Raw genomic sequence first — 15,134 nt, 5'->3', positions numbered from 1 at the left:
AAACCAACCGATGCTGACGGCCGGCATGACCGCAGAGAAAGCAGGAAATAGCGCTAGCCGCTATTGCGCCGATTCTATGCGATCAAGATGAATTCGGCAAAACAATTGGCGAATTCATCAGATCCTGCCGCTAGTCGTCGTCCTCGTCCTCGACCTTGTCGAAGAAGGAATAGCGCAAGCTGTCGGCGTCGGCGTACCACTGGCCCGGGCCCTTGTTGGCGGCGAGCGTCGCCTCCCAGAGCATGTCGGTGCAGTCCTTGCGGTGCATCGACAGGTCGAAGCCGTTGCCGAAGAACAGTTCGGACCATTCCCACCAGGTACCGAGCTTCTTGACCCCGCGCAGGAGGTCGTAACGGTCGATCAGTGCCGGCGCCATGTCCGAGGTGACCGATCCGAACACGAGGCCGGTCTTGACCACGCGGTTCAGCTCCTTGATCGCGCGGACCACCTGCTTCGGGGAAACGTGGCAGAGGCTGGTCTCGAACACGAAATCGAAGGCGCCGTCCTTGAACGGCATGTCGGTGATCGAGCCGAGCTTGTTGTACTTCTTCAGCGCCTTCGGCGTCCGGGCGTGGATGGCGCGGTTGCTCTCGATGCCGAAGGCATCGATGCCGCGTTCGCGCAGCGCACCGACCAGCTCGCCGCTAGCCGAACCCGCGACCAACAGCTTGGCGCCCTTCGCCCTGCCCCAGACGATGCCGACCAGCCTGGCGAGGTAATCGGGATCGGTGAAGTGGCGCCACGCCTCGCTGTAGGGACCGAGGCCGCGATAATTCTCGAAATAGTCGCGGTCGATCTTGTCCGAGACCGGCTCCTCGCCCTGCGCACGCTCGCGGCGCAGGCGCATCATCTCGGTCAGGATGATGTCGGTCGCCGCATCCGAGGAGTCGAGCAGACCGTTCAGCGTCGAGTCGAACAAATAGTCGCCGACCACCACGATGCCGGGATGCTCCTTCGGCTCGGGCCGGTGATTGGTCATGACGTCGCGCACGGGCAGACCGCCCGGAATCGCGTTCACCGACGACAGCCAGCGGTGGATCTTGCCTTCCATGAAGTGCGCACGCGCATCGCCGAGCGAGGCCGGCAGCGATTTCAGCGCGGCGTCGATCAGCTCCTGGTCGGTGAGATTGGCGAAGGCCAGCGCATCGGAGCCGGGAATCAGCCAGTTCAGCACGCCGTGCTTGCCGACGTCGTGACGCGCGCCCTCGTTGTAGACGCAGCAGCCGCCGAAGGCTTCCGACATGAACCAGGCGCCGGGAATCTTCTCGCCCCAGAACGGCGTGTCGAACAGGATCGAGACGCGCAGGTAATGCGCGGGACGGTCGAAGTAGGAGACGTGCTTGACCATCGACTTGCGCAGCTGCTCGCCTTCCCAGCCGACGGTGGCGAGCCAGGAATGCGGCAGACAGACCAGCACGAGATCGAAGTCGCGCGTCTCCGGCCCCTTGCCGTTCATCATCTTGAGCTGGTAGCGGCCGGTCGGCGCCTTGCCGACGGTGAGCACGCGGTGATTGAGCTGGATGTCGGCATTGACCTCCGACTGCAGGCACTCGATCAGCTGCTCGTTGCCGTTCTGGATGGAGTAGAGGCCGATATAGCCGTCGACGTCCATCAGGTAGTTCTTGAGCGCGTTCAGGCCGTTGGTGTTGTGGCTTTCGGTGGCGATGTCCGAGCGTGCCATCACCTTGAAGAAGCGCTTGGCGGTCTCGTCCTCGACCTCCTCGTCGAGCACCTGCTCGGCGGTCTTGTAGGCCCAGGGGTTCTCGTTGTCGTGCGCGCCGACGCCCTCGTAATATTCGATCGGCGACATCGCCTCGGTGCAGCGCTTGCGGAATGCCTCGATCGCGGCCGCGGTCTTGGCGCCGTATTTGCGGCGCATGCCGGCGACGTCGTTGAGGAGTTCGCCGCCGAACTGCACCTGTTCGGCATCCATCGGAATCGTCTGCAGTCCGAAATGCTGGATCAGCTCGCGCAGCGGATCCGGCCCCGTCATCGAGTAATCGTAGATCTCGGCCACGCCGGCCTCGTACATCGCGGGCGCGGAATCGAATTTGCGCGTGACGATCTTGCCGCCGAGCCGATCGGACGCCTCGTAGATGGTGATGCGACAGAGATCGCCGAGCTTGCGCTTCAGATACCAGGCGCTCATCAGCCCGCCGGGGCCGCCGCCTACGATTGCGAGATCAAGCATATGAGTTCCGTGGTCTCCGGCCCTGCCCCCGTCACGGGATCCACCGGTCTAAACTCCCCTAGCAAAAGCGCTTTTGCGCCTGAAGGAAAGATGAACAAAGGTTGATCCCGCAACGCAGCAAGCAAACAAAGCAGCAAAAAGGCCGGCTTGCGCCGGCCTTTTCGTTGTCCTCGGTATTCCTACGGATGAACGATCATTCCGCGGGCGGCAGCGCAGGAAGCTCCGCTTCCGGCGCGGGCGACACGACGGCCGCCTGCTTCTCGCGCTCGTCCAGGATCAGCTTGTCGCGCTTCATCGCGACTTCGCGGATCTTGGCCATGGAGGCGCCGGTGCCTGCCGGGATCAGCCGGCCGACGATGACGTTCTCCTTGAGACCTTCGAGCGGATCGACCTTGCCGTTGACCGCCGCTTCCGTGAGGACGCGGGTGGTCTCCTGGAACGAGGCCGCCGAGAAGAAGGAGCGGGTCTGGAGGCTCGCCTTGGTGATGCCGAGCAGAACCGGCGTACCCGTGGCGATCTTCTTGCCCTCTTCCTTCGCCTTCTCGTTGAGTGCGTCGAACTCGATCTTGTCGACCTGCTCGCCGGAGATCATGTCCGTGTCGCCCTGGTCGGTGACTTCCACCTTCTGGAGCATCTGACGGACAATCACCTCGATGTGCTTGTCGTTGATGAGCACGCCCTGGAGCCGGTAGACCTCCTGGATTTCGTTGACCAGGTAGGCCGCGAGCTCCTCGATGCCCTTGACCGCGAGGATGTCGTGCGGCGCCGGGTTGCCTTCCACGATGAAGTCGCCCTTTTCGACGACGTCGCCGTCCTGAAGGTGGATGTGCTTGCCCTTCGGGATCAGGTACTCGCGCGGCTCGTCGGTCTTGTCCATCGGCTCGATCGAGATGCGACGCTTGTTCTTGTAGTCGCGTCCGAACCGGATGGTGCCCGAGATTTCGGCAATGATCGCCGCATCCTTCGGACGCCGTGCCTCGAACAGTTCCGCCACCCGCGGCAGACCGCCGGTGATGTCACGCGTCTTGGCGCTTTCGGTCGAGACACGGGCGAGGATGTCGCCCGGGTTGACCTTGGCTCCGACGTCGACCGAGAGAATGGCGTCGACCGACAGCATGTACCGGGCATCGCCGCCACGGGCGAGCTTGAGCACCTTGCCGTCCTTGCCCTTGACCACGATGGCCGGACGCAGGTCCGAACCGCCGCGGGTCGAACGCCAGTCGATGACCACGCGCTTGGCGATGCCGGTGGCCTCGTCGAGCGTTTCCGAGATCGACTGCCCCTCGACCAGATCCTCGAAGCCGATCGTACCTTCGACTTCGGTGAGGAGCGGACGGGTGTAGGGATCCCACTCGACGATGCGCTGGCCACGCTTGACCGTGTCACCTTCGTCGATGTGCAGGCGGGAGCCGTACTGGACGCGGTGCGTCGCACGCTCGGTGCCGTCGGCATCGACGATCGCCACCACCATGTTGCGCACCATTGCGACCAGGTGACCTTCGCTGTTGCGGGCGATGGCCTTGTTCCTGATCACGATCTTGCCGTCGAAGTTGGCTTCGACGAACGACTGCTCGTTGAGCTGCGCCGCACCACCGATGTGGAAGGTGCGCATGGTGAGCTGGGTGCCCGGCTCACCGATCGACTGCGCCGCGATGACGCCGACCGCTTCGCCGTGGTTGACCGGCGTGCCGCGGGCGAGGTCGCGGCCATAGCACTTGCCGCAGATGCCGTTGACGAGTTCGCAGGTCAGCGCCGAGCGGATCTTCACCTCCTGCACACCACCCTGCTGGATAGCGTCCAGATGGCTCTCTTCCATCAGCGTATCGCGCTTGATGATCACCTTGCCGGAGCTGTCACGGATGTCTTCGCAGGCCGTGCGTCCGAGGATACGCGAGCCGAGCGAAGCCACCACGGTGCCGGCATCGACGATGGCGCGCATCTTGATGCCGAGCTTGGTGCCGCAGTCGGACTGCGTGATGATGCAGTCCTGCGCCACGTCGACCAGACGGCGGGTCAGGTAGCCCGAGTTCGCGGTCTTCAACGCGGTGTCCGCGAGGCCCTTGCGGGCGCCGTGGGTCGAGTTGAAGTACTCGAGAACCGAGAGACCTTCCTTGAAGTTCGAGATGATCGGCGTCTCGATGATCTCACCCGACGGCTTGGCCATCAGGCCGCGCATGCCGGCGAGCTGGCGCATCTGGGCCGGCGAACCGCGGGCACCGGAGTGAGCCATCATGTAGATCGAGTTGATGTCGGCATCCGCTCCACTCGCCGTCTTCTTGGTCGAGGAGATTTCCTTCATCATCGCCTTGGCGATTTCTTCCGTGGCCTTCGACCAGGCGTCGACGACCTTGTTGTACTTCTCGCCATGGGTGATCAGGCCGTCGTTGTACTGCTGCTCGAAATCCTTCGCCAGCGTACGGGTGGTATCTACGATCTTCCACTTGGAGTGCGGCACGACCATGTCGTCCTTGCCGAACGAGATGCCGGCCTTGAACGCGTTGTAGAAGCCGAGCGCCATGATGCGGTCGCAGAAGATCACCGTCTCCTTCTGACCGCAGTGGCGGTAGACCTGGTCGATGACGCCCGAGATCTCGCGCTTGGTCATCAGCTTGTTGATTATCTCGTACGGGACGCGCGGGTTCTTCGGCAGCAGGTTACCGAGCATGACGCGGCCAGCGGTGGTCTCGATCCAGCGCTTGGAGATCTTGCCGGTCTCGTCGATGCCTTCCCACCGGTACTTGATCTTGGTGTGGAGGTGGATGACCTTCGCGTGCAGGGCGTGCTCGAGCTCGGCCATCTCGCCGAACACCTTGCCCTCGCCGGGCAGGCCTTCGCGCATGATCGAGACGTAGTAGAGACCGAGCACGATGTCCTGCGACGGCACGATGATCGGCTGGCCGTTCGCCGGATGCAGGATGTTGTTGGTCGACATCATCAGGACGCGCGCTTCCAGCTGCGCTTCGAGCGACAGCGGGACGTGCACGGCCATCTGGTCGCCGTCGAAGTCGGCGTTGAACGCCGAGCAGACCAGCGGGTGAAGCTGGATCGCCTTGCCCTCGATCAGCACGGGCTCGAACGCCTGGATGCCGAGACGATGCAGCGTTGGTGCGCGGTTGAGCAGCACCGGATGCTCGCGGATGACCTCGTCCAGGATGTCCCAGACCTCGGGCCGCTCCTTCTCGACCAGCTTCTTCGCCTGCTTCACGGTGGTGGACAGGCCCTTGGCGTCAAGCCGCGAGTAGATGAACGGCTTGAACAGCTCGAGCGCCATCTTCTTCGGCAGGCCGCACTGATGCAGGCGCAGCTCGGGACCGACCACGATCACCGAACGGCCCGAATAGTCGACGCGCTTGCCGAGCAGGTTCTGACGGAAGCGGCCTTGCTTGCCCTTGAGCATGTCGGCGAGCGACTTCAGCGGACGCTTGTTGGCGCCGGTGATGACGCGGCCGCGGCGGCCGTTGTCGAACAGCGCATCGACCGCTTCCTGAAGCATGCGCTTCTCGTTGCGGATGATGATGTCGGGCGCGCGCAGCTCCATCAGCCGCTTCAAGCGGTTGTTGCGGTTGATGACGCGGCGGTAGAGGTCGTTGAGGTCCGAGGTCGCGAAGCGGCCGCCGTCCAGCGGCACCAGCGGACGCAGGTCCGGCGGAATCACCGGGACCACGGTCATGATCATCCATTCCGGCTTGTTGCCGGAGTGGCGGAACGCTTCCACGATCTTCAGGCGCTTGGCGAGCTTCTTGTGCTTGATGTCGGAGTCGGTCTCCTGCATCTCCGCGCGCAAGGACAGTTCGAGCTTCTCGAGGTCCATGCCCTTGAGCAGCTCGCGGATCGCTTCCGCGCCAATCATGGCGGTGAAGGAATCCTGGCCGTACTCGTCCTGCGCCTTCAGATACTCGTCTTCCGACAGCAGCTGACGGTCCTTGAGCGCGGTGAGACCCGGCTCGAGCACGACGTAATATTCGAAGTAGAGGATCCGCTCGAGATCCTTCAGCGTCATGTCCAGCAGAAGACCGATGCGCGAGGGCAGCGACTTCAGGAACCAGATGTGGGCGACGGGGGCGGCGAGCTCGATATGGCCCATGCGCTCGCGCCGGACGCGCGACAGCGTGACCTCGACCGAGCACTTCTCGCAGATGATGCCCTTGTACTTCATGCGCTTGTACTTGCCGCACAAGCACTCGTAGTCCTTGATCGGCCCGAAGATGCGGGCGCAGAACAGGCCGTCGCGCTCGGGCTTGAAGGTACGGTAGTTGATGGTCTCCGGCTTCTTGATCTCGCCGTAGGACCAGGACAGAATCTTCTCTGGAGACGCGATCGAGATCCGGATCTGGTCGAAGACCTGAGCCGGCGTCGTCGGGTTAAAGAGATTCATAATTTCTTGGTTCATCGTCTTCTCCTCGCGTACCGGTCGCCTCCGGCCGCAAATTCGAAAATCACTCGAGCGGGGCACCCTGCCCTCAAGGCATCGGGAGGGGCGCCAATGCCCGGCCGTGAAGGCCGGGCATGAAAGGTCGTGTTACTCGGCTGCTTCCGACGTCGGCGCCGGTCCCACCTTGGAGTTGTGCAGGTCGACGTTGAGGCCGAGCGAGCGCATTTCCTTGACCAGCACGTTGAACGATTCCGGAATACCGGCCTCGAACGTGTCGTCGCCGCGCACGATCGCCTCGTACACCTTGGTGCGGCCGGCGACGTCGTCCGACTTCACCGTCAGCATTTCCTGGAGCGTGTACGCCGCGCCGTAAGCCTCGAGCGCCCACACTTCCATTTCGCCGAAGCGCTGGCCGCCGAACTGCGCCTTGCCGCCCAGCGGCTGCTGGGTGACGAGCGAGTACGGACCGATCGAACGCGCATGGATCTTGTCGTCGACCAGATGGTGCAGCTTGAGCATGTAGATGTAGCCCACCGTCACCTTGCGATCGAAGGCGTCGCCGGTGCGGCCGTCATAGACGGTCGACTGACCCGACGCGTCGAGACCGGCAAGCTTCAGCATCTCCTCGATGTCGGCTTCCTTGGCACCGTCGAACACCGGCGTCGCAATCGGCACGCCGCGGCTGAGGTTATGGCCGAGTTCAAGCAGCTCGTTGTCGTTGAGCGTCTTGATCGTCTCGTCCTCGCCGTAGACCTTCTTCAAGGTTTCCTTCAGCGGCTTGATGTCCTGCTTCGACAAGTAGGCATCGACCGTCTGGCCGATCCGCTTGCCGAGGCCGGCACAGGCCCAGCCGAGATGGGTCTCGAGGATCTGTCCGACGTTCATGCGCGAGGGCACGCCCAGCGGATTGAGCACGATGTCGGCATGCGTGCCGTCTTCGAGGAACGGCATGTCCTCGATCGGCACGATCTTCGACACCACGCCCTTGTTGCCGTGGCGGCCGGCCATCTTGTCGCCGGGCTGGATCTTGCGCTTCACCGCGACGAAGACCTTGACCATCTTCATCACGCCGGGCGGCAATTCGTCGCCGCGCTGAAGCTTCTCGACCTTGTCGAGGAAGCGCTGTTCCAGCCCCTTCTTCGACTCGTCGTACTGCTTCCGCATGGCCTCGATCTCGGCCATCAGCTTGTCGTTCGGCGAAGCGAACAGCCACCACTGCGACTTCGGATACTCCTCGAGCACCGCGCGGGTGATCTTGGTGTCCTTCTTGAAGCCCTTGGGACCTGCGATGCCCTGCCGCCCTTCCAGCAGCTCGGCAAGACGGTTGTAGACGTTGCGGTCCAGGATCGCCTGCTCGTCGTCGCGGTCCTTGGCCAGACGCTCGATCTCTTCCCGCTCGATCGCCAGCGCACGCTCGTCCTTGTCGACGCCGTGACGGTTGAACACGCGCACTTCCACGATCGTGCCCTGCACGCCCGGAGGAACGCGCAGCGAGGTGTCGCGAACGTCGGAGGCCTTCTCGCCGAAGATGGCGCGCAGGAGCTTCTCTTCCGGCGTCATCGGGCTTTCACCCTTCGGCGTGATCTTGCCGACCAGGATGTCGCCGGCGCGCACTTCCGCACCGATGTAGACGATACCGGCTTCGTCGAGGTTCTTCAGCGCTTCTTCCGAGACGTTCGGAATGTCGCGGGTGATTTCCTCAGGTCCGAGCTTGGTGTCGCGGGCCATCACCTCGAACTCCTCGATGTGAATCGAGGTGAAGACGTCTTCCTTCACGATCCGCTCGGAGAGCAGGATCGAGTCTTCGAAGTTGTAGCCGTTCCACGGCATGAACGCGACGAGCACGTTGCGGCCGAGCGCGAGTTCGCCGAGATCGGTCGACGGACCGTCCGCGATGATGTCGCCCTTCTTGACGATGTCGCCGACCTTCACCAGCGGACGCTGGTTGATGCAGGTCGACTGGTTGGAGCGCTGGTACTTCATCAGACGATAGATATCGACGCCCGACTTGGTCGGATCGAGATCTTCCGTCGCGCGGATCACGACGCGGGTCGCGTCGATCTGGTCGATCACGCCCGAACGGCGCGCCGCGATCGCAGCACCCGAGTCACGCGCAACCACGCCTTCCATGCCGGTGCCGACGAACGGCGCCTCGGCGCGAACCAGCGGCACCGCCTGGCGCTGCATGTTCGAGCCCATCAGCGCGCGGTTGGCGTCGTCGTTCTCGAGGAACGGGATCAGCGCCGCGGCGACCGAAACGAGCTGCTTCGGCGACACGTCCATGTAGTCGACCTTGTCCGGCGTCACCGGCAAGACTTCGCCGGCGTGACGGCAGACCACGAGGTCTTCGGTGAAGCGGCCCTTCGGGTCGAGCGGCACGTTGGCCTGCGCGACCGTGTAGCGGCCCTCTTCCATCGCCGAGAGGTACACGACCTCGTCGGTGACGCGGCCATCCTTCACCTTGCGGTAAGGCGTCTCGACGAAGCCGTACTTGTTCACGCGCGCGAAGGTCGCGAGCGAGTTGATCAGGCCGATGTTCGGACCTTCCGGCGTCTCGATCGGGCAGATGCGGCCGTAATGCGTCGGATGCACGTCGCGCACCTCGAAGCCGGCGCGCTCGCGGGTCAGACCGCCCGGTCCAAGCGCCGAGAGACGGCGCTTGTGGGTGATCTCCGACAGCGGGTTGGTCTGGTCCATGAACTGCGAGAGCTGCGAGGAGCCGAAGAACTCGCGCACGGCGGCGGCCGCCGGCTTGGCGTTGATCAGGTCCTGCGGCATGACCGTGTCGATGTCGACCGAGGACATGCGCTCCTTGATCGCGCGCTCCATGCGCAACAGGCCGATGCGGTACTGGTTCTCCATGAGCTCGCCGACCGAGCGCACACGGCGGTTGCCGAGATGGTCGATGTCGTCGATCTCGCCCTTGCCGTCGCGCAGGTCCACCAGCGTCTTGATGACGGAGAGGATGTCTTCCTTGCGTAGCGTGCGCTGGGTGTCGGGCGCATCGAGGTCGAGGCGCATGTTCATCTTGACGCGGCCGACCGCGGACAGGTCGTAGCGTTCGGCGTCGAAGAACAGCGACTGGAACATGGCCTGCGCCGAATCCAGCGTCGGCGGCTCGCCCGGACGCATTACGCGGTAGATGTCGAACAGCGCGTCTTCACGCGTCATGTTCTTGTCGGCCGAGAGCGTGTTGCGGATGTAGGCGCCGACATTGACGTGGTCGATGTCGAGCAGCGGCAATTCCTTGTAGCCGTGCTCGTTGAGCGCCTTCATGGACTTGTCGGTGATTTCCTCACCGGCTTCAGCGTGGATCTCACCCGTCTTCGGGTTGACGAGGTCCTCGGCGAGGTAGTTGCCGACGAGTTCCTCATCCGACAGGCGCAGCGCCTTCAGGCCCTTCTCCTGGAGCTGACGGGCGGCGCGGACGGTGAGCTTCTTGCCGGCCTCGAGCACGACCTTGCCGGTGTCGGCGTCGATCAGGTCGTTGATCGTCGAGTAGCCGCGGAAACGGTTGGCGTCGAACGGAACGCGCCAGCCTTCCTTGGTCCGCTTGTAGAGGATCTTCTTGTAGAACGTGGACAGGATCGCCTCGCCGTCGAGGCCGAGGGCGAACATCAGCGACGTCACCGGCAGCTTGCGGCGACGGTCGATACGCGCATAGACGATGTCCTTGGCGTCGAACTCGATGTCGAGCCAGGAGCCGCGATACGGGATCACGCGGGCAGCGAACAGCAGCTTGCCCGAGGAGTGAGTCTTGCCCTTGTCGTGGTCGAAGAACACGCCCGGCGAACGGTGCATCTGCGAGACGATGACGCGCTCGGTGCCGTTGACGATGAAGGTGCCGTTCATCGTCATGAGCGGGATGTCGCCCATGTAGACGTCCTGCTCCTTGATGTCCTTGACCGACTTCGCGCCGGTTTCCTCGTCGATATCGAACACGATGAGGCGCAGCGTCACCTTGAGGGGCGCCGCGAAGGTCATGCCGCGCTGACGGCACTCGTCGACGTCGTATTTCGGCTGCTCGAACTCGTAGCGGACGAATTCCAGCATCGAGGTGCCCGAGAAGTCGGAGATCGGGAACACCGAGCGGAACACAGCCTGCAGGCCCTCGTCGAGACGCCCGCCGGTGGGTTCGTCGACCATCAGGAACTGGTCATAGGATGCCTTCTGAACCTCGATGAGGTTCGGCATCTCGGCGACTTCCTTGATGTGTCCGAAGAACTTGCGAACGCGTTTGCGACCGGTGAATGTCTGCTGCGCCATCGTGGCCTCTCATTTCGTCGCCCGCTCTGGGCGCGCCGTCCGGAGCGCGGCTGCCACCGCTCCCCGGGTTGAATTTTTCGAACCCGCTTTGGGGGCCGGAAACTCAGGTTCAGGCCAAAATGTCCTGAATCTGTTCTTCAGACCTTCAAAACGCAAAACGACGCGCGGGGCGCTGGTGCGCGCCCGCCCGTCACAACGATTGTCTTCACGGACTGCAAAAGCCCGAAATAGCCTGCTCTCCCAACGGCTTACAGAGAACCCGCATCCCTGCCCACCGCGCTTTCGTGCTGCCGAACCGATATGGGGCGACAATAGTGGAGATTCGAGGGGTAAACCCGCAAATCCCCACACTTTTTCGTGTTCGGCCTGCGTCGGGACGTTCCGTCGCACGCCTTTTGCATCTGGCCCGCCCGTTGAGGGCGGACCAGGATCCCGGGCGATGGCCCGGGATCCTGCGCCAGTAAGTGTTGCTTACTTGAGCTCGACCTTCGCGCCAGCCTTCTCGAGCTGGGCCTTGATCTTCTCGGCTTCGTCCTTGTTCACGCCTTCCTTGACAGGCTTCGGCGCGCCCTCGACGAGGTCCTTTGCTTCCTTCAAGCCCAGGCCGGTGATGGCGCGGACTTCCTTGATGACCTCGATCTTCTTGTCGCCGGCGCTGGCGAGAACGACCGTGAACTCGGTCTTCTCTTCCGCCGGAGCAGCGGCAGCGCCACCACCAGCCGGGCCGGCCACGGCGACAGCCGCGGCAGCCGAAACGCCCCACTTCTCTTCGAGGAGCTTCGCGAGTTCGGCAGCTTCGAGCACGGTGAGGCTCGAGAGGTCGTCAACGATCTTCTGCAAGTCAGCCATTGTTCAGTTTCCTTACGTGTAAGTCTGGTTCGGGTTTGAGTTTTGCGAAGGGCGTCAGGCCGCTTCGCCCTTTGAGGCATGAGCCTGGATGACGCGCGCGAGCTTGCCCGCGGGCGCGTTGGCGAGCTGAGCGATCTTGGTCGCCGGGGCCACAAGCAGGCCGACGATCTTTGCGCGCAGTTCGTCAAGCGACGGCAGCGAGGCAAGCGCCTTTACGCTGTCGACATTCAGGACGGTCTTTCCCATCGAGCCGCCAATGATGACGAACTTTTCGTTCGCCTTGGCGAATTCGACGGCGACCTTTGGCGCCGCTACCGGATCGTTCGAAGTGGCGATCACGGTCGGTCCCTTCAGCATGGGGCCGATGGCAACGACGTCAGTGCCTTCAAGAGCAATTTTGGCGAGACGGTTCTTCGAGACCTTTACCGAGGCGCCAGCCTGCTTCATCTGCATGCGCAGCTTCTGCATCTGGGCGACGGTGAGGCCGGAATATTGGGCAACGACCGCGACGCTCGTGGTCTTGAAGACCTCATTGAGCTGTTCGACCGCTTCCTTTTTTGCCGCTCGTTCCACAGCAAGCTCTTTCCGGTTGGCGGTCATCGCGAAAAGCGGGACCACCGGGTTGCACCCGTCGCCCCACCCAAAACCTGAACCTCCGGGTCAAAACCCTTCGGACACGCGCCGGGCGAGACGACAATTTAAAGCCTGCCCTCCGGGAGCCCTGGGGCCCACGGCGTGTCGAGGTCCGAACCAGACCCGTTTCGCGAAGCCAGCCGTTAAAGCTGGGCGCGAAGTGAAATCCGGTCTTCACCCGTCTATGCAGGCTGTGCGATTAAGCCGTTGAGAAATCGAAATTTCCCGCGGGCGCCTGCAGTCTTGGACAGGACAGGGTCAGCCGGCGAACCGTCCGACCCCTGCCCGCACCCCACCAACTGACGGGTTTTCCTTCCTTTTCGGGCAAATCCTCACGGACGTCCTGAAAAGGAATGATCTCCTGCCTGTCGGGTTTTCGGAATGCGTGCACGAACGCGCCAGCCGAGGCCGGCACGTCCGGAAGCGGTTCTTTAACCGCTCAGAGCCTGCTTGCCAAGAGCAAAATTCACACCAGTTCCAATCCGTTGGCGGCGGGCCCTGAGACGGGCCGACAAGGGCCGATTCAGGTCGATTTGACCCCATGAGGCAGCGGTCTGCCCGCGAAGAACGCGGTCAGGTTCGCTAGCACGCAGTTCTGCATGGCGACATGCGATTCGAGGGTGTGGCCGCCGATATGCGGGGCGAACACCACGTTGGGGAGCGCCGTCAGGGCGTCGGGGGCGTGCGGTTCCTTCTCGAAGACGTCGAGGCCAGCGCCGGCGATGGTCTTGTCGGTGAGCGCTGTGACCAGGGCCTTTTCGTCGATGACCGAGCCGCGGGAGATGTTGACGACATAGCCGTCCGCGCCCAGGCGCCTCAGGATATCGGCGCTGACGACATGCTGGGTCTCCGCCCCTGCCCGGACCGCGATCATCAGCACGCTGCACCAGTCGGCCAGCGCCTCCAGCGATGGGAAATACTGATAGGGCAGATCGTATCTGGTGCGGCTGAAATAGCCGACCTCGCTCTCGAAGGCGGCGCAGCGCGCCGCGATCTTGCGGCCGATCTCGCCCATGCCGAAGACGCCGATGCGGCGGCCGGGCATGCCGGCCTGCGGACGCATCATCGGCGATTGCTTTGACGCCGCCCAATCGCCGCTGCGGACATATTCGTCAGCAACCAGGATCCGCCGCGTCGTCGCCAGCATCAGGGTCATCGCGATATCGGCGACCGAGGCCGCATTGGCGCCGGGGCTGTGACCGACCGCGATGTCGCGCGCGGCGGCCGCCTTGAGGTCGACGCCGTCATAACCGGTGCCGTAGCAGACGATGGCGCCGAGTTTCGGAAACAGGTCCATCGCCTCGGCACCGAGCGGCGAGGCGCCCGCGGTCAGCATCGCGCGGATGCCGCCAAGCTCGTCGGCCGAAAACACCTCACGCGCGGGCTTGCCGCCGGTGTCGAGCAGTTCGAACCGCTCGGCAAAGCGCGCCATCATCGTCTTGGGGAAGCGCGAGTAGATCAGGACCTTATCAGCCATTGTTCTTGTTCCCTGCGAGCGCCGACGCAAACGACGAGGGGCGGAATCGGTTGCCCAATTCCGCCCCTCGCCTCATGCAATTTCCAAACCTCTCGTCGAGGCAGACCTTAGCCGAGAATGGTGCCTGGCTCGACCTTCACGCCGGGGCCCATCGTCGAGGACACCGCAACGCGCTGGATGTAGGTACCCTTGGAACCAGCCGGCTTCGCCTTCGAGACAGCGTCGGCCAGGGCCTTGATGTTCTCGACCAGCTTCTCCTCGGAGAACGAGGCCTTGCCGACGCCGGCCTGCAGGATGCCGGCCTTCTCGACGCGGAACTCGACCGAGCCGCCCTTGGCACCCTTCACCGCACCGGTGACGTCCATGGTCACGGTGCCGATCTTCGGGTTCGGCATCAGGCCGCGCGGGCCGAGCACCTTACCGAGGCGGCCGACCAGCGGCATCATGTCGGGAGTTGCAATACAACGGTCGAAATCGATCGAACCGTTCTGCACCTTCTCGACCAGGTCTTCGGCGCCGACGACGTCAGCACCCGCAGCCTTGGCTTCATCAGCCTTGGCGCCACGGGCGAACACGCCGACGCGGAGCGTACGGCCGGTGCCGTTCGGCAGGGTCACGACGCCACGGACCATCTGGTCGGCGTGACGCGGATCGACGCCGAGATTGATCGCGACCTCGATGGTCTCGTCGAACTTCGCTTTCGCGCGTTCCTTGACCATCTTGATGGCGTCCGCGAGCGGGTAAAGCTTTTCGCGGTCAACACCTTCGCGGGCTTTGTTCAAACGCTTTCCGATTGCCATGACCGCTTACCCCGCCACTTCCAGACCCATCGAGCGGGCAGAGCCCTCGACCATCTTCATGGCCGATTCGATGGAGTCGCAATTGAGATCCTTCATCTTCTTCTCGGCGATCTCGCGCACTTGCGCCTTGGTCACCTTGCCGGCCTTGTCACGGCCCGGCGCCTTCGAGCCGGACTGGATCTTGGCTGCCTGCTTGAGGAAGAAGGACATCGGGGGGGTCTTCATCTCGAACGTGAAGGAACGATCGGCGTAGATCGTGATCACGACGGGAATCGGGGTGTTCTTCTCTTCCTTCTGGGTCTGGGCGTTGAACGCCTTGCAGAACTCCATGATGTTGAGACCGCGCTGACCAAGCGCGGGACCGATCGGGGGCGAAGGATTCGCCGCACCGGCCGGGACCTGAAGCTTCAGGTATCCGGTCACTTTCTTTGCCATGTATCACTCCTGTTGTGTCGGCCAGGCCGGCGGTTTCAGGTTCGTGGTCTGGGTCGGATGCGGCTGGCAACCGCCCTCTCCCTCCCACGGCCTCGTTTTGCGGAAAGCTTT

8 protein-coding genes are annotated in these 15,134 nt (G+C 63.3%); all 8 read right to left on the bottom strand.

Features of this window, described 5'->3' with window-relative positions:
- Positions 1-130 precede the first annotated feature (130 nt).
- The 8 genes from RAD15_RS32985 to rplK all read right to left on the bottom strand — a co-directional run bounded on the left by RAD15_RS32985 (position 131) and on the right by rplK (position 15,023).
- On the bottom strand, positions 131-2,191 hold the full coding sequence (locus tag RAD15_RS32985) for an FAD-dependent oxidoreductase (protein WP_458182667.1): 2,061 nt from the start codon (positions 2,189-2,191) through the stop codon (positions 131-133).
- A 193-nt stretch (positions 2,192-2,384) separates the two neighbouring features.
- Complete coding sequence (rpoC, locus tag RAD15_RS32980; RefSeq protein ID WP_458182665.1) at positions 2,385-6,581, bottom strand: DNA-directed RNA polymerase subunit beta'; 4,197 nt, start codon at positions 6,579-6,581, stop codon at positions 2,385-2,387.
- 129 nt (positions 6,582-6,710) lie between these two features.
- Positions 6,711-10,829 carry a DNA-directed RNA polymerase subunit beta gene (rpoB, locus tag RAD15_RS32975; RefSeq protein ID WP_458182663.1) on the bottom strand — a complete coding sequence of 1,373 codons (4,119 nt, stop codon included), beginning with the start codon at positions 10,827-10,829 and terminating at the stop codon, positions 6,711-6,713.
- 471 nt (positions 10,830-11,300) lie between these two features.
- A complete protein-coding gene (gene rplL, locus RAD15_RS32970; RefSeq protein WP_091957455.1) occupies positions 11,301-11,678 on the bottom strand; it encodes a 50S ribosomal protein L7/L12 in 378 nt (125 codons plus the stop codon).
- Between the two features lie 54 nt (positions 11,679-11,732).
- Complete coding sequence (gene rplJ, locus RAD15_RS32965; protein ID WP_458182753.1) at positions 11,733-12,251, bottom strand: 50S ribosomal protein L10; 519 nt, start codon at positions 12,249-12,251, stop codon at positions 11,733-11,735.
- A gap of 583 nt (positions 12,252-12,834) precedes the next feature.
- Complete coding sequence (locus RAD15_RS32960) at positions 12,835-13,788, bottom strand: 2-hydroxyacid dehydrogenase (protein ID WP_458182661.1); 954 nt, start codon at positions 13,786-13,788, stop codon at positions 12,835-12,837.
- 107 nt (positions 13,789-13,895) lie between these two features.
- Positions 13,896-14,588 carry a 50S ribosomal protein L1 gene (gene rplA / locus RAD15_RS32955; RefSeq protein ID WP_014494487.1) on the bottom strand — a complete coding sequence of 231 codons (693 nt, stop codon included), beginning with the start codon at positions 14,586-14,588 and terminating at the stop codon, positions 13,896-13,898.
- Positions 14,589-14,594: 6 nt separating this feature from the next.
- Positions 14,595-15,023 (bottom strand): 50S ribosomal protein L11, encoded by a 429-nt coding sequence (gene rplK / locus RAD15_RS32950; protein WP_006611824.1) that lies wholly within the window; start codon positions 15,021-15,023, stop codon positions 14,595-14,597.
- Between the last annotated feature and the right edge of the window lie 111 nt (positions 15,024-15,134).

This window comes from Bradyrhizobium sp. 14AA (genome assembly GCF_054185205.1).
The sequence above is the reverse complement of the archived record's forward strand: the minus strand, read 5'-3'. Positions and strand labels throughout refer to the sequence as shown.

Bases quoted from the DNA above. Each gene is read 5' to 3' on its own strand.
- RAD15_RS32960 (WP_458182661.1), bottom strand. From the start codon at position 13,788: ATGGCTGATAAGGTCCTGATCTACTCGCGCTTCCCCAAGACGATGATG.
- rplK (WP_006611824.1), bottom strand. From the start codon at position 15,023: ATGGCAAAGAAAGTGACCGGATACCTGAAGCTTCAGGTCCCGGCCGGT.
- rpoC (WP_458182665.1), bottom strand. From the start codon at position 6,581: ATGAACCAAGAAATTATGAATCTCTTTAACCCGACGACGCCGGCTCAG.
- rplA (WP_014494487.1), bottom strand. From the start codon at position 14,588: ATGGCAATCGGAAAGCGTTTGAACAAAGCCCGCGAAGGTGTTGACCGC.
- rpoB (WP_458182663.1), bottom strand. From the start codon at position 10,829: ATGGCGCAGCAGACATTCACCGGTCGCAAACGCGTTCGCAAGTTCTTC.
- RAD15_RS32985 (WP_458182667.1), bottom strand. From the start codon at position 2,191: ATGCTTGATCTCGCAATCGTAGGCGGCGGCCCCGGCGGGCTGATGAGC.
- rplL (WP_091957455.1), bottom strand. From the start codon at position 11,678: ATGGCTGACTTGCAGAAGATCGTTGACGACCTCTCGAGCCTCACCGTG.